Raw genomic sequence first — 21,965 nt, forward strand, 5'->3', positions numbered from 1 at the left:
TGGGTTCATCCGTGGCCCTTCTTCCCGCTCATGCGCAAGCGTCGGCGATGGCTTGGGCGAGGCCGGACGGATTCTCCCAGGCCATGGAGTGGCCCGCTTCCGGAACGACGGCGACGGAGATCCCATCTTGGTGCAGGGCGTCGAAGTCAGGATCGGGAAGGGACCTCGCCCCGAATAGCACCGTGCGCGGCATGGACAGGCCGCGAAGCTGCTCGTACCAGGATGGCGAACAGCCCCGAACGAGGGAGGTCGCGGCACGATGGACGGCGAGGGGATCCGTGACCGCCATGGATCCGGCCCACACGAGGTTTCCCGTCTCGGCGGACTCGCGAATCGTGCCCGCATGGCCCCGGGCCACGTAATCGGTCTCGGCCTGCGCGGCGATGGCACGGCTGAAGATGCCGCCGCCGGGATGCAGATTCGACTCCGACAGCACCAGATGCCGCACGCGAGAGTGGAGCAGTCCCGCCGCCTCGATGGCGATGGACCCGCCCATGCTGTGCCCGTAGAGGTCCACCGCCGCGAGGTCCAGGGCATCGAGCACCGCGACGATCGTTTCCGCGTGTTCCCGAATGGATTACCCGAAGTCGGAAGGCCGGTCGCTGAACCCCGACCCCAGCAGGTCCACCAGCACCGTCCTGCGCGAACCCAAAGCAGGATCGCGAACCACGCGCGGATAATCGCAGGAAGAAGCGCAGCCCAGCCCGTGAAGGAAGACGAGCGGAACTCCGCCACCCGGAAGGTCATGGATGCGGATGGTGGCTTTGGGGCTATCGAGGGGGATTGCTCTCATGGGAGGTTCCGAGTTGGATGCTCATTATGCAACTGAGAGCCGATCAGGCCCTTTCACGGCCCCTATCCTGTTCATCCTTGGCTTCTCAGATTTGGGTTTCCCATTGAGTGTGCCTGTCGGACAGTAAAAGCCCATGTCAACCTCCCATCCTCTCTCTCGTCTCCAATGGCTCGTCTTCGCGCTGGTGAGCGCGGTGTTCACGACGGTGTACATCCCGCAGCCGGTACTTCCGGTGCTACGGCGGACGTTCGGGGTGGGGGAGGGGGCGGCGTCGATGGCGGTGTCGGCGGTGGTGCTGGGGATCGCGTTGGCGAACCTGCCGTTCGGGGCGCTGTCGGACCGGGTGGCCATTCGGCCGATCCTGCTGACGGGGGGGCTGGTGGTGGCCGGGGCGGGGGTGGCGTCGGCGCTGGCGCCCACGCTGCCGCTATTGGTGGCGGCACGGTTCGTCCAGGGGCTGTTCGTCCCGGCGTTGACCACCTGCCTGGCGGCCCACCTGGCGCGGGAGGTGCCGGCCGACCGTCTCAACGTGGTGATGGGATCCTACGTGTCGGCCACGGTGGTGGGCGGGCTCGCGGGACGGCTGCTGGGCGGGTTCGTCTTTCCGCCCGAGCACTGGCGCTGGGCCTTCTTCGTGGCGGCGGCGCTGCTCCTGGCGGCGACGCTGGCCGCCTACGCGGGGCTGCCGGCGGAGCGCCAGGGCGGCGCGCGGGCGGCGGAGACGGTGCGCTTCCGCGACGTGCTGCTGCGCCACGACCTGTTCAGGCTCTACTGCGTGAGCGCCGGGGCGTTCTTCGTGTTCTCGTCGGTGTTCAACTACCTGCCGTTCCACCTGCACGGCGCGCCCTTCCACTGGTCCACGCGGGCGGTGACGCTGCTCTACCTGTCCTACGTCGTGGGCATCGCGATGGGGCCGCTGGCGGGCCGCCTCAGCAACCGGATCGGGAACGGCACCGCCATGGTGGCGGGGGCCGTCGTCTTCGGCGGCGGGCTGGCGGTCACCCTGATTCCCGCGGGGTGGGCCATGGCCCTGGCGCTGGGTCTGGTGTGCGCGGGGTTCTTCACCATCCACGCGTCGGCGGCCGGAGCCCTCAACCGCAAGCTGAGCGCGGGTCGGGGCCGGGCCAACGCCTGCTACGTGCTGTTCTACTACCTCGGCGGCGCCGCGGGCATCACCCTCAGCGGCCACGCTTACCACCGCGCCGGATGGCACGGCGTTGTCGCCCTGGCCGCCATGGTTCTGCTCGTGCCGTTGAGCACGGGCGCCATGGAGATGCGGGGGATGGCGAAAGGCTAAAGATCACCGCCAAGAAGGACAAATCAGGTCTTGATGCTTTTCTTGGTGCTCTTGGCGTCTTGGTGGTGATCCTTTTCGAGGTCAGGGTGCGGCCATCTCCTCCGCGGCGCGGGCGAGGTAGGTCTCCAGGAGGTTGGGCACCTGGTTGGGGGTGAGGGGGCCGTGGACTTCGTCGCCGATCATCACGACGGGGGCCAGGCCGCAGGTGCCGACGCAGCGGGTGCTCTCCAGGCTGAAGATCCCGTCCTTGCTGGTCTCGCCGAAGTGGATGCCCAGTTCGTCCATCAGCTTCTGGGCCACCTTCTCGGCGCCCTTCACGTAGCAGGCGGTGCCGAGGCAGACGTTGATCAGGTACTTCCCGCGGGGCTGGAGGCGGAAGTAGTGATAGAAGGTGGCCACGCCCGTGACCTTGGCGAGGGGAATCTGCATCAGCTGGGCCACGGCCTCCAGCTGGCCGGGACCCAGGTGGCCGAAGTGGGCCTGCACCATGTGGAGGGTCGCGATGAGCATGCTCTCGCTCCGCTCGCCGCGCCGGTTGGCGTCGATGAAGGCGAGGACATCCTCGGGGAGCATGGCGCGGTAGCCGCGCTCCAGGTCGGCCCAGTTGTCGGTGGAGCTGGGGCAGCAGGCGCTCATCGGATCCCCCGGGGCGTGCGGGCGGTGTAGTGCGTGTGGAGCAGGTCGTGGGCCACGGGTCCCAGGGGCTCGCCGAGAAACTCGGCGTACAGCTTCTGGACGTCGGGGTTGTCGTGGCTGCAGCGGACGGTCTTCGCCGCGTCGATGCTGTAGAGCGCCTGGGCCCGGGCCTTGGCGAGCTCGCGGTTCAGGACGTAGGTGCCCATGGGCGGATAGGGCTGGCCCCCGCCGCAGATGCACCCGCCGGGACAGGCCATGATCTCCACCAGGTGGTAGTCCTTCTCGCCGCGCTGGATGGCGTCGAGGATGACCTTGGCGTTCTGGAGGCCGTTGGCGACGGCGACGTTGAGGGTCTTCCCTGCGAGGGTGAGGGAGGTCTCCCGGATCTCGCCGGTGACGCCGCGGACTTCGGTCAGCTCCAGGTTTCCGAGGTTCTTCCCGGTCAGCTTGAAGGCCGCCGTCCGCAGGGCCGCCTCCATCACGCCGCCCGTGGCCGCGAAGATGGCGCCGGCGCCCGAGGACGCGCCCAGGGGATGGTCGAAGTCGCTGTCCGGCAGGCGGGTGAAGTCGATGCCGTAGGACTTGATCATCTGGGCCAGCTCGCGGGTGGTGATCACCGCGTCCGTGGTGGGGATGCCGTCCAGAACGTGCTCCGGCCGCGCTGCCTCGAACTTCTTCGCGACGCAGGGCATCACGGACACCACGTAGATGTCCTTGGGGTCCACGCCCTTCTGCTGCGCGTAGTAGGTCTTGATGAGGGTGGACTGCATCTGCATCGGGCTCTTGCAGCTCGACATGTTGGGGATCAGCTCGGGGTAGAACTTCTCCAGGAAGCTGACCCAGCCGGGGCTGCACGAGGTCAGGAGGGGCAGGGGGCCGCCGCTCTCCAGGCGCCTCAGCAGCTCGTGGGCTTCCTCCATGATCGTGACGTCGGCGCTGAAGTTGACGTCGAACACGGCGTCGAAGCCCATCCGGCGCAGGGCGGTGACCATCTTCCCGGTGACGGCGGTGCCCACGGGCAGCCCGAAGGCCTCGCCCAGGGCCGCGCGGATGGCGGGAGCCGTGGTCACCACCACGTGCTTCTCGGGCCGCGGATGGCTGAGCGCCGCCCACACGCGCTCCGTGTGGTCCTGCTCCAGGAACGCGGCGGTGGGGCACACGTTCACGCACTGCCCGCACTGGATGCAGGCGCTCTCGTCCATGGGCGCGAGGTTGGCGGGGCCGACGACCGTGGTGAAGCCGCGCCCGTGCTGGCTGAGGTTGAACACGCCCTGGACTTCGCCGCAGACGCGGATGCAGCGCCCGCACAGGATGCACTTCTCGGCGTTCCGCACCACGGACGCGCCCGTGTCGTCGATGGGGAACTGCTTGCGCTTCCCCTCGAAGTGGCGCTCGCGCACCCCCATGCGGTAGGCCAGGTTCTGAAGCTCGCAGTTGCCGTCCCGGTCGCAGGTCTGGCAGTCCCTGGGGTGGTTGTCCAGGAGCAGCTCCACGATGTCGCGCCGGGCCTGGCGGATGACGGGGCTGTTGGTCTGGACTTCCATGCCCTCCCAGGCCTTCGTGGCGCAGGAGGCCAGGCAGTGGTCGAAGCCCTCCACCTGGACCACGCACACCCGGCAGTTGCCCTCCAGGCTGAGGTCCGGGTGGTAGCAGAGGCGGGGGATGTGGATCCCGAGCCGCTCCGCCGCGTCCATGACGGTGGTGCCCGTCGGCACGAGGATGGGTTCGCCGTCGATGGTGAGGTTGATCATCTGGGACATGGGACGCTCCTACACCCGGTCGATCGCGGCGAACTTGCAGACGTCGAAGCAGTTCCCGCACTTGATGCAGGCGGCCTGGTCGATGACGTGGACCTCCTTGCGGGAGCCGGAGATGCAGGACACCGGGCAGTTGCGGTCGCAGATGGTGCAGCCGATGCACTTTTCCGCGTTGATCTCGTAGCGGATGAGGGCCACGCACTTCTTCGCGGGGCAGTGCTTGTCCGCGATGTGGGCCATGAACTCGTCGCGGAAGTGCTTGAGGCTGGAGAGCACGGGATTCGGCGCGGCGCGGCCCAGGCCGCACAGGCTGGTGCGCTGGCACAGCTTCGACAGGCGCTCCAGCTTGTCCAGGTCCGCCAGCTCGCCCTTGCCCTGGGTGATGCGCTCCAGGATCTCCAGGATGCGGGTGGTGCCCTCCCGGCAGGGCGTGCACTTGCCGCAGCTCTCCTCCTGGCTGAAGGCCATGTAGAACTTGGCGATGTCGACCATGCAGTCGTCCTCGCCCAGGACGATCATCCCGCCCGAGCCCATGATGGAGCCCGCCTTCTGGAGGGGCTCGAAGTCCACCTCCATGTCCTGCCAGGCGGCGGGGATGAAGCCCCCCGCGGGGCCGCCGGTCTGGATGGCCTTGAGCTGCTTCCCGCCGGAGACGCCGCCGCCGATGTCGTTCACCACGCGGGAGAGGGGCGTGCCCAGGGGCACTTCCACGAGGCCCGTGTGCTTCACCTTCCCCGCGAGGGCGAAGACCTTGGTCCCGCCGCTCTTCGCGGTGCCGATGCGGGCGTACCAGTCGCCGCTGAAGCGCAGGATGGCCGAGACGTTGGCGAAGGTCTCCACGTTGTTGATCACCGTGGGATGGCCCCACAGCCCGCGGTCCGTGGGGTAGGGCGGGCGCACCTTGGGCTGGCCGCGCTCGCCCTCGATGGAGCGGATGAGCGCGGTCTCCTCGCCGCAGACGAAGGCCCCCGCGCCCAGGCGGATCTCCAGGTCGAACTCGAAGCCCGAGCCCATGATGTCCCGGCCCAGCAGGCCTGCGGCGCGGCACACGTCGATGGCGTGCTGGATGCGCTTGATGGCCAGGGGGTACTCGGCGCGGACGTAGAAGAAGCCCTTCTGCGCGCCGATGGTGAACCCGCCGATGATCATGCCTTCGACGATGTTGAAGGGGTCGCTCTCCAGCATGGAGCGGTCCATGAACGCGCCGGGATCGCCCTCGTCGCCGTTGCAGATGATGAAGCGCGCGGGATCCGCCTGCTTCCGGGCCAGGCCCCACTTGGCGCCGGTGAGAAATCCGCCGCCGCCCCGTCCTCGCAGCCGGGCCTTGGTCAGCTCGGCGATCACCCACTCCGGATCGCGCCGCCCCAGGACCTCGGCCAGCGCCTTGAAGCCGTCCAGGGCCACGTACTCGTCCAGGCTCTCGGGATCCACCACGCCCGCGTTCCGCAGGGCGATGCGGCTCTGGCGGTTGAAGAAGGCCACGTCGCCGTAGCGCTCCAGGAACTCCAGGGCGATGGGCTCCTCCCGCACCCGCAGGCGGTCGGCCGCGAGTCCCTCCACGACGTGGACGCGAAGCAGTTCGCGGAGATCGTCCTCCGAGGCCACGCGGTACAGGATCTTCTCGGGGCGGGCGAGGACGAAGGTTCCGGTCTCCTCTTCGGAGCCGCAGGCGCCGAAGCAGCCCGTGGCCACGGTGCCCACCCGGCCCGGGTCCACGCCAGCCTCCGCCAGGAGTTCGAGGAAGCGCGTCCGCAAGTCGGTGCCTCGGCCGCAGCGGCCGCCCTCGCAGAACAGCAGCTCCCGCTCCGGCAGCGCGTCCGTGCCGCGGTCCAGGACGTGCTTGGCCACGGGCGAGCCGCCCTGGATGTGCTCCGTGAAGATCCGGTGGACCAGGTTGCGGTCCACGCGCTCGTACTTCACGGGCAGCCGGCCCGGAATGTGGATGCCGAGGATGGGCTCGCGGGAGCAGCGCCCCGTGCAGCCCGTGCGGTGGAGGACGATGTCGTTCCGTCCGGACGCCCGGATGTGCCGGACGAACTCGTCGGCCACGGCCTGGGAACCGGCGGCGTGCTCGCAGGTGGCGGAGCCCACCTGGACGACGATCCGGTGATCCAGGTCCCGTTCGGCGAGGACCTGCCCGGCGCGGTCCGCCAGGGACCCGTAGAAGTCGCTCACGGAAGAAGGCATGGGATCTCCCGCCACCTCCGCGGAGAGGTGGAGTCGAAGAGGTGGAAGAGCGCGGCGGGGAGGGGACCCTGGGCCGCGGACCGGACATCGCCTGCACAGGGAGTCTGGTCATTGATGACCGATTGGTCAGTGATGCGAATCACATGCGGATGAACCTTTGCGCGGGGCCTTTCGGCGGCCGCCGGGACCGGCGCCCACCCGCCGTCCCAGGCTGTGGATCCGGCCTTCCAGACAGCCCTGGCAGGCTGTCGCGGTTTCGTGGACGCAGGCCTTCCCGGGATAGATCTCGTACTGCACGCGGAAGACCGGCGGCGTCACATTCGGCATCACGACGTTGGCCCCCCGCTGGAGGGCCAGCTCGCGGCCCTGCGCCTGGTCGATGGTCGCCAGGGCCGTGGTGCTGGGGAGGTTCGCGTCGGGGCACAGCAGCCGCGTGAGGGCTACGGCCTTGAGGGTGGTCAGTTCGTCGTTGGGGACCTGGTCTTGCGGCGCGCGGTAGCCGGCGGCCTCCGGCCCGCCCATGGGCGTGCGCGGGCTGGGGAGGAAGGGCCCCACGCCGATCATGTCCATGTCGAACTCGCGGAAGCACAGGAGGTCCGCGGCCAGGGTGCGCCAGGTCTGGCCCGGGATGCCCACCATCACGCCGGTGCCGATCTCGTAGCCCATGTCGCGCATGCGGCGCAGCTGCGCGAAGCGGTCGCTGGCTCGGCCCGGAAGGTCCGGGTGGATCCGGCGGTACAGCGCGGGGTCGCTGGTCTCGAAGCGCAGCAGGTAGCGGTCCGCGCCGGCGGCCTTCCACGCGGCCAGTTCCGCGTCGCCGCGTTCGCCCAGGGACAGCGTGACGGCCAGGGGCGTCTCCGCCTTGATGGCCCGAACTGCCTCCGCGATGAAGGCCTCCGTCAGCCCCGGGTCCTCCCCCGCCTGGATCACGACGCTGCCGTAGCCCAGGCGGTGGGCCTCCCGGGCGGCGTCCAGGATCTCGGCGCCCGTCATCCGGTAGCGGGCCAGACCGGAGGGCGCGCGCAGCCCGCAGTAGTGGCAGCTCCGCACGCAGTGGCTGGAGGCTTCGATGAGCCCGCGCAGGTGGACCTCGTCGCCCACGCGCTCCCGCCGCACCCGGTCCGCCTCGGCCCACAGCTGATCCAGCGCCGCGGGCTCCGTCTCGCGCAGCCAAGCCTCCACGGCGCTCCGGTCGAGGTCACGCACGCAGCAGCTCCAGGGCGGCGGGAAAGGGGCGCAGGGCCCGGGCCAGGATGCCCTTGGCGTGGGCGATGGCGAGGCCGTAGTTGGTGATGGGAACGCCCGCGGCTTCGCAGCGGTGGATGCGGGCGAGCATCTCGCGGCGGTTGCCCATGCAGTTGCCGCAGTGGACCACCAGGGCGTAGGGCGAAGGATCCGCCGGGAAATCGCGGCCCTGCACGTGCTCGAAGCGCAGCGGCGCGCCCGCCTGGGCCTCCAGCCACCGCGGGAGCTTCACGCGGCCGATATCCTCCTCGCCCGGATGATGGGTGCAGCCTTCGGCCACCAGGATCCGGTCGCCGCCCTTGAGCCGGTCCACGGCCAGCGTGCCGCGCACCTGGGCGGTGAGGTCCCCGTGAAACCGGCTGAGCAGGATGCTGAAGGAAGTGAGCGGCACGGCGTCGGGCACCACCGCGGCCACGCCCTGGAAGGCCTGGGAGTCCGTCACCACGAGGGCCGGCGGGCGGCGGAGGATCTCCAGAGCCGCGCCCAGTTCCGCCTCCTGCACCACGAGGGACAGGGCGTGGCCGTCCAGGAGGTCGCGGACGGCCATCACCTGGGGAAGGATCAGCCGGCCCTTGGGCGCTTCCGAGTCGATGGGCATGACCAGGATCGCCACCTGGCCGGGCGGCACCAGGTCGGACAGCAGGTCCCGGGAATCCAGGAAGCCCGCGGGCGCGGCCCGCAGGAGGGCCTCCCGCAGCGCGTCCACGCCGTCCCCCCGAAGGGCGGAGAGAGGAACGGCCACCGCGTCCCTTCCGCGGAGCCGCGCCAGCAGCGCGGGCGGCGGCGCGGCCAGGTCCGCCTTGTTCAGGGCCACCACCACGGGCAGGCCGCGGGCCTTCAGCTCAGCCAGGAGGTCCTCCTCGAAGGCGCCCCAGGCGCCGCCGCCGGCCACCACCAGGGCGAGATCCACGCGGTCCAGGACGGCGCGGCTGCGGGCCACCCGCTGCCTTCCCAGGTCGCCCTCGTCGTCCAGGCCCGCGGTGTCCACGAACAGCACCGGGCCGAAGGGCAGCAGCTCCATGGGCTTCTCCACGGGATCCGTCGTGGTGCCCGCCTCGGGCGAGACCAGGGAGACGGCCTGCCGGGTGAGGGCGTTCAGGACCGACGACTTGCCCACGTTGCGCCGGCCGAAGAGGCCGATGTGCAGGCGGAGGGTGCGGGGGGCGGGCTGCATGGATTCTCCGGCCGTTCAGCAGAACACGTCGCGCTCGCCGCGCCGGACGCGGGCCACCATGGCCTCGGCGCGGGTCCGCGCCCCTTCCTCCATCCCCGCCAGGCTGGCGGCCACCAGGGCTTCCGCCGCCTGGCGGGTGGCGGGACCGGCGTGGTCCTCCGCGAACTCCTGGAGGGTGGAGAGGGCGTTGGGCTCGCAGTGGAGCTTGATCTCGCCGGGCTTGGCCAAGTCCATGAAATCGGCGCCGGTGCGGCCCATCCGGTAGCAGCTGGTGCAGAAGCTCGGGATGAAGCCCGTCTCCGCCAGGTCGCGCACCACCTCGTCCAGGCCGCGGTGGTCGCCGAGGGAGAACTGGGCGCTGGTCCCGTCCTCCGCCTGGTAGCCGCCGGGATTGGTGCGGCTGCCGGCGCTGATCTGGCTGATGCCCAGGTGGAAGACCTCGCGGCGGATCTCCGGCCGTTCCCGGGTGCTGAGGATCAGGCCCGTGTAGGGGACGGCCAGGCGGAGGATGGCCACCAGCTTCCGGAAGTCGGCGTCGGTCACCGCGGAAGGCGGCGCCTCGCTGGCGGCGGAGCCCGCGGCGGGCTCGATCCGCGGCACGCTGATGGTATGCGGGCCGCACCCGAAGCGCGCCTCCAGGTGGCGGGCGTGGCGGAGGATCGCCAGCAGTTCGAAGCGCCAGTCGTGCAGCCCGAACAGGGCGCCGATGCCCACGTCGTCGATGCCCGCGAGCATCGCGCGGTCCATGCAGCCCAGCCGCCAGTCGAAGTCGGCCTTCAGTCCCGCGGGGTGCATCCGGGCGTAGGTGCCGCGGTGGTAGGTCTCCTGGAACAGCTGGTAGGTGCCGATCTCGACGTCCCTCAGTCGCCGGAAGCCGTCCACGTCCAGAGGGGCGATGTTGACGTTCACCCGGCGGATGCTCTCGGCGCCCTCGCGGGTGGCGTAGACGGTCCGCACCGCCTTCAGGACGTAGTCGAGGCCCTCCTGGGGATAGGCCTCGCCCGCCACCAGCACCACGCGCTTGTGCCCCTGGCGGAGGAGGTGGCGGACTTCCCCGGCGATCTCGGCCTGGCTGAGGGCCCGGCGCGGCAGTTCCCGGTTGGAGGCGCGGAAGGCGCAGTAGAGGCATTCGTTCCCGCACAGGTTCGACACGTAGAGGGGCGCGAACAGGACGATCCGGCGGCCGTAGATCTCCTCCTTCACCGCTTTGGCCGCCTCGAACAGCTCCGCCAGCAGCGCCGGGTCGCGGAGGGCCATCAGCGAGGGCAGATCCGCCTCGTCCAGGCCGTCCAGCCCCCGGGCGCGGGCCAGGATCTCGCGGATCCGGCCGGCATCGTCCCGGGGCGGGCCCTCCAGCAGCAGGCCGAGGGCGGATTCATCCAGGGGGAACGATTCCGAAGGGCCGTGCATGGAAGGAACCTCCACCGGGGAGCGCCGCTGGCAAAACATAACCCAGAGGTCCTCTTAGGGCCACCCCCGCCGTCCGGATGTTGGTCACAACCGCGCGGGCTCCCGCCGAGGCAGGGCCTGGCCCGTGCTGTACCACACCAGGGTCCCCAGGATGATCAGCCCCCCCGCGAGGGCCCAGGCGGAGGGGCGCTCGCCGATCCCCAGGAACACCCACACCGGGTTGAGGACGGCCTCCAGGGTGCCGATCACCACGGCGCCCGTGGCGGACAGGTGCTTCATGCCGGCATTGAACAGCAGGTAGGCGATCCCGATCTGGAAGACACCCAGGTAGAGGAGGATCCCCGCCTGGGGAAGGGTGGGGACGGGCCCCGCGAGGAGGGCCGGGGCGCCGAGCACGGCCACGATCAGGTTCCCCAGGATGATCGCCCCGATGGGATCGGCCTCCGGGCGGCGCTCCCGCTGGAGCTTGAGGGTGGCGGAGAAGAGGGCCAGGGAGAGGCCCGACAGAACGCCCAGGAGGTTGCCCGCCAGGGTGCCCGTTCCGAGCCTGCCCACGAAGAACAGGCCCATGGCGCCCAGGGAGATCAGGACGGCCGCCAGGTCCCTGCGGACCACGGGGCGGCCCGACAGCCGGGATTCCAGGAACACCAGGTAGATGGGGGCCGAGAACTGGAGGAAGATCGCGTTCGCCGCGGTGGTGAGCTTCGTGGCGGCCACGAAGAAGACCAGGACGCCCGCGTAGGCCCCGGCGCAGAGCAGGGACAGGCCGTCGGGCCGCGGGAAGGGCCGGCCCCCGCGGCGCTTCACCACCCAGGCCATGGTGAGGGCCGCCACCAGGCTACGAGCGCACGATATCTGCAGGGCGCCCAGGGACAGCACCTTGATGAACAGCCCGCTGGAGCTCCACAGCGTGGCCGCCAGGGCCACCAGGGCCGCGCCTCTCATCCGCTCGCGGGATCCGTCCATGGGACCCATTGGAGCATGGGCGGGAGGCTAGCCGATGGCGCCCATCAGGCTCCGCCACCCCGAGAAATGGATGCCCCCCTCGATCCGGATCAGCGCCCAGCATTCCCCTTCGGGACCCGCGGTGGGGCTGTGCTGGCAGTCGGGGCCGTGGGTGATCCAGTCGCCCGCCCGGAGATGGGCGGGACCGTCGTGGAGGGAACCGCACAGGATCAGGGAGGATTCCGTTCCCGCGTGGCGGTGGAAGGGGATGGTGCGGCCCCCGTTCAGCTTGGCGAGGCTGAAGGAGGCCCCGTTCGCCTTGTTCCGGGCGAGGTGCGCCACTTCCATCCCGCCGAGGCCCCGGCGGGCCCAGCGCCACGTCTCCTCCGGCGGGAGCAGCGGCTTGAGGGTCGCCACGGCATCCGGCGCCGCCGGAATGGCCTGGTCCGGCCCGTAGGTCGCGCGGCAACCGGCGCAGTGGCCCAGGTGGACGCGCAGCATCAGGGCGGTGAATGGGTCGCCGCCAGGCTCCAGCGCCTCCCACAGGGCCGGTTCGGGATGGTGCTGGGGACCCTGGGGCACCCGCCCTTCCCGGAGGGCCGCGAGGGCGCCGCTCAGGGCGCGCTCCGCGGGAGCGGGGGAAGCGACCGAGGAAGTGAGGCTGCGAAGCAGGGGGGCCGTCCGCCGGAGGCTCTCCAGAAAGGCCCGGCAGGGGGGGCACACGCTGAGGTGCAGCTTCAGCCCGAACCAGTCAATGGGCCCGAGCGCTCCGTCCTCGTAGTCCGTGAAGAGGGTGATGACGCGCTCGCAGGTGGGCATCAGGGGGGAGGTCATCGGCTCTCCGCCAATCGCCGGGGGGCGAATTCGGGTAGCAGGGCCCGGAGGGCGAGGCGCGCGCGGTGGACCCGCTGGCGGACCAGTTCCCGGGTAATGCCCAGGTGGCGGCTGATCTCATCCGTGTCCCACCCTTCGAGGTCCCTCAGGACGAAGACGGCGCGCTGGTCATCGGACAGCCGATCCAGGCCCGCGCGAACCTTCGCCTTCAGTTCCTCCTCCTCCACCTTCATCAGCGCCTCCGCGTCCTCGCTCCAGTCCAGAACGGTGTCGACCTCCTTGTGATGCCCCTCGTCCCCGAAACGTGGCATCAGATCTTCGATGGCGTCCTCCCGGCGGCGCACTCGCTTCCGGCGGGCCATCAGGGCCTGGTTGACGCAGATCCGGTAGGCCCAAGTGCTGAATTTGCTGGCACCTTGGAATCCGGGCAGCTCCCGGTGGATGGTCAGCAGGGCGTCCTGGAGGGCGTCCTGGCTCTCGGCCTCGTTTCCCAGGATGCGATCGATCACCCGGAACAGCATTCCCAGGTGGGGCCGGACCAGGGCCTCGAAGGCCTCGGGATCGCCCGTGGACGCGGACCGGATCAGGTCCGCTTCGCCCGGGTTCCGCGCGGCTTCGCTCATGCGGCCTCCTCGGCGGACAGGCAGGGCAGGCGGAGGGTGAAGGCGGAGCCGAGGCCCGGCCCGCGGCTGGCGACGCTGACGTGGCCGCCGTGGCGGGCGGTGATGTCCTTCACCAGGAACAGCCCGATGCCCGTGCCCGCGACTTGGCGGGTCATCTCGTCCCCGGCCCGGAAGAAGCGGTGGAAGATGCGCGGCAGATCCTTGGCCTGGATCCCCTGGCCCCGGTCGCTGACCACGATCACGGCGGCGTCGCCGTCCGCGTCCAGGGTGACGGTGGTCTGGCGCGGCTCCGCGGCGTACTTGAAGGCGTTGGAAAGCAGGTTCTCCACCACGGTGCCCAGGGCCTTGGGATCGGCCTTCACCCACAGGGGAGAGGGGGTGATCTCCAACTGGAGCCCCAGTCCGCCGGGCCCCAGCCGCTGGTCCATGGCTTCGCAGACGCCCCGCAGCCAGGGGCCCAGTTCCAGGGGGCCCAAATGAAGGACGAAGCTGCCGGATTCGGCCCGCGCCACGTCCAGGAGGTTGGCCACCAGCTCGTTCAGGCGGTCCAGGTCCTTCTCCATCAGGCTGCGGATCCGCTGGCGCTGCTCGTCGGCGAGCGTCCGGGTGAACAGGGTCTCCGTCCACACCTTCAGCGAGGCGATGGGCGTCTTCAGCTCATGGGTGACCGCCGACGTGAAGTTCCGCTGCCGCAGCTTGAGATCCAGCTCCTCCGCCAGCTTCCGGTAGAGAAGGACGAACCCGAACAGGACGGCCCCCACCATGAAGGTGCCTTCGGCCGCGGCCCGGAAGACGGCGTGCCACTGCTGGTTCTCCAGCTCGACCATGGGCTCGGGGCGGAGGGTGAGGTAGCCGGATCCGTCGAGCAGGGGGGGGTCGTCGGGCGAAATGGGCGCGGGGACGATGCCCACGTGGGGATACAGCGCCTGGATCGACCGCCGCCGCTCGTCCAGCCCCGGCATCGCCATCGGCGCCCGGGAGGGATCCGCCTGGGTCCGCATGTGGGCCAGGAGATGGAGGCTGTCCATCTGCCAGGCTTCGGCCCGGCTCGCCTTCAGGGCCTGGGAGCGCGCCACCAGCAGGCGCCGGGATTCGCGGATCTGGAGGCTCATCCACCACACCACCTGAATGCCCAGCACCACCGACACGGATAGGAAAATAATCCGCTGGAGCGAGAAGGTCTGGAGGCGGCTTGCCATCCCTCTATCTTGGCAGTCTCGGCCGGGGAGGCCATCCTGGAGTCCGATGTCCGCCTCGAATTCTTCCTCCGGACCCAAGCCGCCCTCTCTTCCTCCGGACGCCAAAGCGGGCTCGGGGCCGAAGCAGGTCCCTTCGCCGGCGCAGCGCCCTCCCGGGGCCGAGCTGCTGGCGGAACTGCTCCAGACCCAGCGGCAGCTGACCCAGGTCACCGCCGAGGGGCGGGACCTGCGGGCGAAGCTGGGCCGCCGCTCCCACCAGATGCAGATGCTCCAGCACGTGTCGGAGATCCTGGCGGCGACGTCGAAGGGGGGCCAGGTCGCCAGCGTCGTCCTGGACGCCCTGGTCCAGGAGTTCCACGCGCCCCGGGCGGCGGTGTGGACCCTGGAGGACGGGGGCGGAGTCTACGTTCCCAAGGAAGCCGTGGGTCTCTCCCGGGCGACCTGGTCCACCATCCGCCTGCCGGCGCCCAATCCCTTTCCCGATGTCCCCCTCGTCCTGTTCCAGAGCCAGTGGCTGGATCCGCCCGTGGGAGAAGATCCCCTGGCCGCCCTCCGCGGCGCCGAGGACGCGCCGCTGTATTTCATCCCCTTCGAGCACCAGTTGCTCCTGCTGGGGTTCATGATCCTGGCCATGCCCGCGGACCGGCGGGTGGACGAGGAGGAGCAGGATTCCATCGCCGTGCTTCAGCGGCAGACGGCGATCTCCCTCTACAACGCGTGGCTGTTCCGCGACCTGTCCGAGCAGCGCGACGCGCTTCAGCGCCAGACCCTGGAACTGGAGCGGGTGAACGACGCCCTCCGCGAAGCCGACCAGCTCAAGAGCGAGTTCCTGGCCCTCACCAGCCACGAGCTGCGCACGCCCCTCACCGGCATCCTGGGTTTCACCCGCCTCGTGATGGAGGGGCTCTACGACGACGCGGAAGAGATGCGGTCCATGCTCCAGGACAGCTACGCCTCGGGCCAGCACCTCCTGGGCCTGCTCAACGACATCCTGGATCTGGCGAAGATCGAATCCGGCCGCCTGGAAGTCCATCCCGAGCCCTGCGCCCTGGGCCCGCTGCTCGACGACGTGCGTCCCATTGCCGAAGCCTATCCGCGCCGGCCCGGCGTCGTCCTGGAATGGCCGGAGCTCGGCGACGTGCCCGAGGTGGTGGTGGATCCCAACCGCTTCAAGCAGGTGCTGCTGAACCTCCTGTCCAACGCCCTCAAGTTCACCAAGGAAGGCCACGTCTCGATCCAGGTGGAGCGCCATCCGGGCGTGGTCACCCTGCTGGTGGTGGACACGGGCATCGGCGTCAGCGCCGAAGCCCAGGCCCGCCTCTTCCAGAAGTTCGCCCAGGCCGAAGGCGGGCACAGCCGCCAGTACGGCGGCACCGGCCTCGGGCTGGTCATCTGCAAGCACCTGATGGAGATGATGGGCGGCGGGATCATCCTCCAGAGCGAGGGCCTGGGGCACGGGAGCACGCTGACCGTCACGATGCCGATCGCGTAGGCGCGGGCCGCGATGTGTGAAAATGGAACCTCCTGATCGGAGTTTCCATGTCCTACCAGCGCCGTTCCGAGTTCCTCCCCTTCACCCGCCCGATGGTGGGCGAAGAGGAGATCGCGGAGATTATCGACACGATCCACAGCGGGTGGATCACCACCGGGCCCAAGTCGGCCAAGTTCGAGGAGGCGCTGAAGGCCTACAACGGGGTGCCCCACTGCCTGGCCATGAACAGCGCCACCACGGCCCAGGAGATCACCATGCAGGTGCTGGGGATCCAGCCCGGCGACGAGGTGATCACGACGTCCCTCACCTGGGTGAGCACCCTCAGCACGGTGGTGCTCCAGGGCGGCGTGCCGGTGCTGGTGGACATCGATCCCGTCACCCTCAACCTCGATCCCGCCAAGCTGGAAGCCGCCATCACGCCCCGGACCAAGGGGATCATCCCCGTGCACCTCACGGGCCTGCCGTGTCCCATGGACGAGATCTGGCGCATCGCGGAGAAGCACGGGCTGTGGGTGATCGAGGACGCGGCCCAGGCCATGGGCGCCCACTACAAGGGCACCAAGATCGGCGGCGACCGGCGCTCGGTGATGAGCGTCTACAGCTTCCATCCCAACAAGAACATGACCACCGGCGAAGGCGGCGCCATCGCGTTCTTCGACGACGACTACGAGAGCCGGATCAAGCGCCTCCGCTTCCACGGCATCGACCGCGACGCGTGGAAGCGCTTCGCCAAGGAGGGCAGCCCCCACACGGAGGTCTACGAGCCGGCCCGCAAGGCCAACTTCATGGATCTCCAGGCGGCCATGGGCCTGCACCAGATCGCCAAGCTGGACGGGTTCAACGCCCGCCGCGGCGTCCTGTTCCACCGCTACCTGGACCTGATGAAGGACATGGAGGAGGTGATGCTCCCGTGGCCCGGCGACGCCGACCACGGCCACTGCTTCCACCTGTTCGTCCTCCGGATCCGCCCCGAGAAGATCGGCCTGGACCGCGACGCGTTCGTGGCCGCGCTGAAAGAGGAGAACATCGGAGCCGGCATCCACTACCGTCCGGCCCACGTCCATCCCTGGTACCGGGACTTCTACGGGGCGAACCCCCGGCACCTGCCCGCGGACGGGCTGCCCCACGCGGAATGGAGCGGGGAGCGCCTCCTCAGCCTTCCGCTGTGGCCCGGCCTCAGCGAGGCGGACCAGGACCAGACGGTGGCCGCCATCCGGCAGGTGATCGCCCGAGCAAAAGCCGATGTTAAAGTCGTCATTTAATCGGCATTTACCTACCGATTGAGGGGCGCCGATAGGGAAAGCGGAGGTCCCCGCCGTGCAGGTTTTCATCCTCATTTTCCTGGCGATGCTGGTGCAAGTGGCAGCGGCGGTCGTCACGTTGAGGATGAGGCGGAGCGCCGGTCCTTCCCTGGCTTGGTTGTGCCTGTTCGCGGCGCTGGTGCTGATGGCCCTCCGCCGGGCCTTTCTGCTGGTGGAGTACGCCCGCAACGGCTTTCCCGCCTACCTCCTTCCCAACGAAGTCATGAGCCTGCTCATCTCCGTCCTGCTGCTCGGGGGCATGTTCCTCGTGCAGGGGATCCTCCGCGACCGGGAGGAACAGGCCAACCGCCTGGAGGAAGCGCGGGAGCGGGCGCGGGAAGAGGCGGACAAACTCACCGCCCTGATGCGCGCCATCCCCGTGCCCCTGTGGATCGCGGAGGACGCCGAGTGCCGCGTGGTCCGGGGCAATCCCGCGGGGGCGGGCCTCCTGCGGATGACCCACGGTCCCGACGGATCCCTGGTCGATTCCAATCAGCCCCGGGCCTTCCGGATGATCCAGGACGGCCATGAGCTGCTTCCCGAGGAGATGCCCCTGCGGCGCGCGGCCCGCGGCGAGGAGGTGCGCGAGGAATCCGTGGATCTGGTCTTCGCCGGCGACGCCGCGCGGCGCCTGATGGCCTACGCCACGCCCCTCCGCCACCCGGACGGGCGGATCCAGGGCGCGATCTGCTGCCTGGTGGACCTCACGGAATTCCGGCGGGTGGAAGGCGCCCTGGCCCGGGCCCACAAGATGGAGAGCCTCGGGATGCTCGCGGGCGGGATCGCCCACGACTTCAACAACATCTTCCAGGCCATGGTGGCGAGCCTCGAACTGATCCGCCGCGGCCTGGCGCCCGCATCTCCCACCCTCGCCCACCTCGATCGCCTGGAGGCCAGCCTGGACCGGGCCTCCCGCCTCAGCCGGGACGTCCTCCACTGTTCGGGAGGCGACCTGCGCCGGCCCGAATTCCTGGACCTGTCCTCCCAGGTGGCCGAGGCCCTGGACGGCCTCGACCTGCCCGTGACCCGGGACCTGCCCGCGGTGCTTCCACGGGTGATGATGGACCCCGTTCTGATCGGCCGCGTGGTGGAGGGACTGGTGCTGAACGCCCTGGAGGCCGACTCCGCGGTGGAGGACGTGCGGGTGCGCACGTTCATGCGGAACCTCAACCGCAGCGACCTCCTGGACGGCCACTGGGCGGAGCCCCTGGGCCCGGGCCTCTATGCCGTCCTGGAAGTCTCCGACCGGGGAGACGGCATCGGAACGACCACCCTTCCCAAGATCTTCGATCCCTTCTTCACCACCCGGAACGTGGGGCGAGGCCTGGGCCTGCCCGCGGCGCTCGGCATCGTCCGCGGCCACCACGGCGGCATCCAGGTGGAGAGCATCGCGGGCGAAGGGAGCGTGTTCCGGGCCTATCTGCCCGTGCCTCACAGCCTGGAGGCGCCGCCGGCTCCGCCGGGGAGGCCGACCTCCGCGCGGAACCTCGTGCTGCTTGCCGACGACGAGCCGGACCTGCGCTTCGTCCTGGCGGAGATGCTGCAGAGCTGGTTCGGCCTGGAGGTGGTGTGCGCCGCCGACGGGCAGGAGGCCCTGGATTTGTTCCGGCAGCGGCCCCACGCCTTCGATCTCGTCATCCTGGACGCCACCATGCCGCGCCTCGGGGGCGTGGAAGCCTTCCGCGCCATGCGGGAGATCCAGCCCGACTTTCCCGGCGTGCTGTGCAGCGGCTACGCCCTGGCCTCCGCGCGGGAACAGGCCGTGGCCCAGGGCTTCGTGGATTTCCTGAAGAAGCCCTTCTCCAGCGGCGACCTGAAGGCCCTGCTGGACCGCGTCCTGGGCGCCCGGGAGCCGGGTTCCGACTCGGGTCGCATCGCGTAGTTCGGAAAAGATTCACCACCAAGACACCAAGAAAAGAGGGGTTCGATCCTCCCGCTCTTCTTGGGGTCTTGGTGGTAAGAGAGGAGCCTGAAGGCGCGTCAGGCCATCCGCTCATGGGGCAGGGTGGGCACGGGCGCGTAGAGCGTGGCGTGGGGGTCGTACATGTACAGGTTCCCCACCCGGCCCGTGTAGGCGCAGGCGAACTGGCGGATCTGGTCGGCGAACCGCGTGGGCTCGTCGCGGTCCCGGAAGATCGGCCCCCACACGGGATTGAAGGCCGCCTCCACCGCCTGCGCGAGGGCGTCGAGATCCTGGCCGTGGGCCTCCGCCTTCCGCTGGAGGGTCTCCGCCTCCGCCGCGAGCTGGACGGCCTCCCGCTCCAGGGCCTGCGCCGCGTCGGGGCTCAGCCGCGGGCCCAGGACGTGGCGCCGTCCGCGATTGCGCTTCCACTGGTCGAGCAGGACCGACGCGCGGCGCAGGGCCCGGCGGCGCTGGGTCTCCAGGTCCAGCATCTCGCGCAGGTCGGCGGCCTTGGCCTCCAGCAGCTTCAGCTCCCGCTCCAGCTCGGGGACCAGCATGAGGGTGCGCCAGGAGGCGTTCTTCTTCGACCGGAGCACGTCGCCGTAGATATGGTCGCCCACGTACAGGATCTGCTCCCCCTGGGCCTCCAGCAGCGATTCCAGCCAGCCGGTATTTCCACCGGAGAAGCACAGTTCCTGCCCTTCGAGTAGGACCGCTTCGGGCGTCTCCAGGAAGAAGGTGGGCTTCCGGCTGCTGACCACCACCAGGTCGAAGTAGTCGCGCCACCGCGGCCGGGCCTCGTCCAGCCCGTCCAGCAGGTGGCTCATCACGCCGTCCGTGAAGCTCCACTCGCTGTTGGTGAGCAGGAACAGCTTCTTGCCCTCGCGCTTCAGGCGATCCAGGGCGAGGCCCACCTGGGGATCGCGGGGGATGAAGAACTCGCGGTGCGCCAGGATCTCGGCCTTCATCTCGCCGTTCCGGTGCGCCATGTCGATGGCCCACCGCACGTCCGCGAAGAGCTCCAGGTAGTTCTCCGCGTCCAGCAGGCCGGCGTCGAACCCGTCCACCATCCGGGCGTAGAGGTAGCTCTCGGGGATCTCGAACAGGGTGTCGATGTTCCGGAAGCCCTTGGCCGCCAGGGACAGCCGCCGCCGGCCGTAGGCCGCGTCCAGCTCGGGGCGCGTCAGGGGGCGGCTGCCGTGGGAGGCGCGCACCACCTGCCGCTCGCGGTTCAGCTTGAGCAGGTTGCCCCGCAGCCCGTCCAGCACCAGGCCGCGGACGGCGAAGGCGGGATCGTAGTCCACCTCCAGCAGCCACGGAGAGTAGCCGCGGTCCCGCACCAGCAGCCGCGCCGACTTCTTGAAAGCCAGTTCGTCGATCTCGGGCGCGCGGTAGCGGGCGAGGGTGTGGTCCATGTCGAACCCCACCGCCCGGATGTCGCCCAGAGGAAGGGTCCGCAGGGCGAAGAGCTTGTGCTCCGGCGGCAGGCGGTCGTCCTCGTCCAGCAGAGGGGGTGCCGAGAACAGAGCAGGATCCCAGTTGGTCATGCAGAGGAGTGTAATCCTCGCGCCTGCCACGGGAAGGGGGGGACAGGGCCCGCGGGGCTCATCCCTCCCCTTCGTTCCCGATGCCGTGGGTGATGCTCTGGTGGCCGAAGGCCTCCCAGGCCAACTGCCGGAACCGCTCCGAATGGCCCCAGTCCCGCTCCCCGTCCATCCACAGCTTGTAGTGGATCAGCTCGTGCTCGAGGATCCTCCGCTGCACCGCTTCGGGATCGTGGCAGTTCATCCCGCACACCTGCTGGGGCCAGGGCCAGTCCCGACGGCGCAGCAGGGGGATCGACAGGCGGATCTCCGGGTGCCACTTTCCGCGCGAATCCCGCTCGATCACGAACAGCCCCGCGCAGCGCGCCATCCGCGGCGACCAGATCACCGGCGGCGGCGTCAGGTCCCACCCCGCCTCGCGGAGGATCGCCTGGGCGCGCTGGCGGAGGGTCACGGTCATGCTTTGATTTTGCGGTGAATCGGACCGGATCAGCTCCTGCCCAGAAAGGCACTGCCTAACGAGGGAATTCTCATGAATGAATTCCTAGGTTATTCCGGCCGTCCCGTCTAACCCCTCTGCTCAATGCGGATCCTCGCCTGCATGCCCTGCCGCTCTCTCATCCTGCTTCCTCGGGTCCGGGAAGTAACCTGCGACGAAGGGCCTCCATCAAAGCGTCTTCGGTCTGAAAGAGAGAGAAAGCATTAATGTTAACTAGATCGAGTTCTTGGAGGACTCGATCGCACTCAGAGGCTGGCAACGTGAACCGCCATAATCGATCTTGGGACGCGAGATTTTGGTCGAAGACGGACTCATGGCGGACGAACTGCCACTTGCTATCGATGAATTGCCAGCAGATGGTGTACTCGGCTTGTTGGAGAAAGTGCCGCGGATGAGTTCGGACGTAGGGACCCTGGGACCGAATCTGAGGGGCATTCGACGATCCAACCTTTCCAATGCCAGCGAATTCCTGGTAGGCGTAGATCGCGATTCGGTCGCCATGAGGTGCCCGGCAGGCGAAATAAGCTGCGATATGGAGGGATCTGGTCCAGTCCAATAAGGGGGAGGGAAATCCGTGGTGCCGAAGGTGTACAAGATAGTCGTAGTTGGGTAATGGAGTGAAGTGCGGTCGCTGGTAATCACTAAAAAGTTTATTGATTTCGATGCAGTTGATGGCATCCCAGCGGCGATCTGTGAATGACTCGATTAGGGGTTTCACTATTTCACCGAGCCGATAGTAGTCGCCAATCGTCCGGATGCTTGGACCATGTCGTTCCAGCGTGGTCTCGAGGCCCCACCTTGCGTCGCCTTGGCCTCGATAAAGGAAAGATGATCGGCTCAGGCGCTCGACAGGACCTGGCGAAAAAATTTCTTGCTGGAGCCCTCGGACTTCATCCTGAAGCATCCGCCAAGACTGGCAATCATACTCACAGAGCATGAAAACTCCTCGGAACTTATGCCTGCGCAGGGTTGCGGTTCACCTTCTGCAAGAAGGATAGAGCAACGCAGAGATGCAAGGTGAGCGCCGTTATTGGCTCAGCCTCCATGAGCAGACTTTCTCTGCATGATTTTTGAGCTGCTCTGGGGCATTCTCTAGATTTTCCTCAGATCGGTAAATATCCCCGGA

General features: G+C 69.0%; 17 protein-coding genes and 1 pseudogene. 4 read left to right on the forward strand and 14 right to left on the reverse strand.

Going from position 1 to position 21,965, the window contains the following annotated elements; translation table 11 throughout:
- Positions 1-28: 28 nt before the first annotated feature.
- Positions 29-793, reverse strand: a pseudogene (locus RAH39_RS03375) (alpha/beta fold hydrolase).
- Between the two features lie 133 nt (positions 794-926).
- Between RAH39_RS03375 and RAH39_RS03380 the strand changes: the two are divergent.
- Positions 927-2,090 (forward strand): MFS transporter, encoded by a 1,164-nt coding sequence (locus RAH39_RS03380; protein WP_306591393.1) that lies wholly within the window; start codon positions 927-929, stop codon positions 2,088-2,090.
- Positions 2,091-2,171: 81 nt separating this feature from the next.
- On the opposite strand, the gene nuoE is transcribed toward RAH39_RS03380, so the two are convergent.
- The 10 genes from nuoE to RAH39_RS03430 form a co-directional block, all read right to left on the reverse strand.
- Positions 2,172-2,726: an NADH-quinone oxidoreductase subunit NuoE gene (gene nuoE, locus RAH39_RS03385; protein WP_306591394.1), complete on the reverse strand. Its 555-nt coding sequence runs from the start codon at positions 2,724-2,726 to the stop codon at positions 2,172-2,174.
- On the reverse strand, positions 2,723-4,486 hold the full coding sequence (locus tag RAH39_RS03390) for an NADH-dependent [FeFe] hydrogenase, group A6 (RefSeq protein ID WP_306591395.1): 1,764 nt from the start codon (positions 4,484-4,486) through the stop codon (positions 2,723-2,725). Before RAH39_RS03390 ends, nuoE begins: the two co-directional genes overlap by 4 nt.
- Positions 4,487-4,495: 9 nt before the next feature.
- Positions 4,496-6,670 carry an NADH-ubiquinone oxidoreductase-F iron-sulfur binding region domain-containing protein gene (locus RAH39_RS03395; RefSeq protein ID WP_306591396.1) on the reverse strand — a complete coding sequence of 725 codons (2,175 nt, stop codon included), beginning with the start codon at positions 6,668-6,670 and terminating at the stop codon, positions 4,496-4,498.
- 126 nt (positions 6,671-6,796) lie between these two features.
- Entirely contained in the window at positions 6,797-7,876 is a 1,080-nt protein-coding gene (gene hydE / locus RAH39_RS03400; RefSeq protein WP_306591397.1) for a [FeFe] hydrogenase H-cluster radical SAM maturase HydE, read from the reverse strand.
- A complete protein-coding gene (gene hydF, locus RAH39_RS03405; protein WP_306591398.1) occupies positions 7,869-9,089 on the reverse strand; it encodes a [FeFe] hydrogenase H-cluster maturation GTPase HydF in 1,221 nt (406 codons plus the stop codon). Before hydF ends, hydE begins: the two co-directional genes overlap by 8 nt.
- A 15-nt stretch (positions 9,090-9,104) precedes the next feature.
- The gene (hydG, locus tag RAH39_RS03410) at positions 9,105-10,499 is read right to left on the reverse strand and encodes a [FeFe] hydrogenase H-cluster radical SAM maturase HydG (RefSeq protein ID WP_306591399.1); all 1,395 of its coding nucleotides are present in this window, start codon (positions 10,497-10,499) and stop codon (positions 9,105-9,107) included.
- A gap of 84 nt (positions 10,500-10,583) precedes the next feature.
- Entirely contained in the window at positions 10,584-11,465 is an 882-nt protein-coding gene (locus tag RAH39_RS03415) for a DMT family transporter (RefSeq protein ID WP_306591400.1), read from the reverse strand.
- A gap of 27 nt (positions 11,466-11,492) precedes the next feature.
- On the reverse strand, positions 11,493-12,278 hold the full coding sequence (locus RAH39_RS03420; protein ID WP_306591401.1) for a cupin domain-containing protein: 786 nt from the start codon (positions 12,276-12,278) through the stop codon (positions 11,493-11,495).
- Positions 12,275-12,901 (reverse strand): RNA polymerase sigma factor, encoded by a 627-nt coding sequence (locus RAH39_RS03425; RefSeq protein ID WP_306591402.1) that lies wholly within the window; start codon positions 12,899-12,901, stop codon positions 12,275-12,277. The genes RAH39_RS03420 and RAH39_RS03425 overlap by 4 nt, the downstream gene beginning before the upstream one ends.
- Entirely contained in the window at positions 12,898-14,100 is a 1,203-nt protein-coding gene (locus RAH39_RS03430; protein ID WP_306591403.1) for a sensor histidine kinase, read from the reverse strand. Before RAH39_RS03430 ends, RAH39_RS03425 begins: the two co-directional genes overlap by 4 nt.
- A 46-nt stretch (positions 14,101-14,146) precedes the next feature.
- On the opposite strand from RAH39_RS03430, the gene RAH39_RS03435 reads away from it, so the two are divergent.
- The 3 genes from RAH39_RS03435 to RAH39_RS03445 are packed head-to-tail and all read left to right on the forward strand — an operon-like array spanning position 14,147 to position 18,775.
- Positions 14,147-15,592 carry a sensor histidine kinase gene (locus RAH39_RS03435; RefSeq protein ID WP_306591404.1) on the forward strand — a complete coding sequence of 482 codons (1,446 nt, stop codon included), beginning with the start codon at positions 14,147-14,149 and terminating at the stop codon, positions 15,590-15,592.
- Between the two features lie 47 nt (positions 15,593-15,639).
- Complete coding sequence (locus RAH39_RS03440; protein ID WP_306591405.1) at positions 15,640-16,854, forward strand: DegT/DnrJ/EryC1/StrS family aminotransferase; 1,215 nt, start codon at positions 15,640-15,642, stop codon at positions 16,852-16,854.
- 55 nt (positions 16,855-16,909) lie between these two features.
- Positions 16,910-18,775 (forward strand): hybrid sensor histidine kinase/response regulator, encoded by a 1,866-nt coding sequence (locus tag RAH39_RS03445; RefSeq protein ID WP_306591406.1) that lies wholly within the window; start codon positions 16,910-16,912, stop codon positions 18,773-18,775.
- 98 nt (positions 18,776-18,873) lie between these two features.
- Here the strand turns inward: RAH39_RS03445 and RAH39_RS03450 are convergent, their stop codons facing one another.
- From RAH39_RS03450 to RAH39_RS14050, 3 genes are all read right to left on the reverse strand, one after another.
- A complete protein-coding gene (locus RAH39_RS03450) occupies positions 18,874-20,343 on the reverse strand; it encodes an HAD-IG family 5'-nucleotidase (protein WP_306591407.1) in 1,470 nt (489 codons plus the stop codon).
- A 58-nt stretch (positions 20,344-20,401) separates the two neighbouring features.
- Positions 20,402-20,800, reverse strand: a complete 399-nt coding sequence (locus RAH39_RS03455; protein WP_306591408.1) for a SprT family zinc-dependent metalloprotease — start codon at positions 20,798-20,800, stop codon at positions 20,402-20,404.
- 157 nt (positions 20,801-20,957) lie between these two features.
- On the reverse strand, positions 20,958-21,776 hold the full coding sequence (locus tag RAH39_RS14050; protein WP_373467339.1) for an FRG domain-containing protein: 819 nt from the start codon (positions 21,774-21,776) through the stop codon (positions 20,958-20,960).
- Positions 21,777-21,965 lie beyond the last annotated feature (189 nt).

Source organism: Geothrix sp. 21YS21S-4 (genome assembly GCF_030845995.1).
GTDB lineage: Bacteria > Acidobacteriota > Holophagae > Holophagales > Holophagaceae > Geothrix.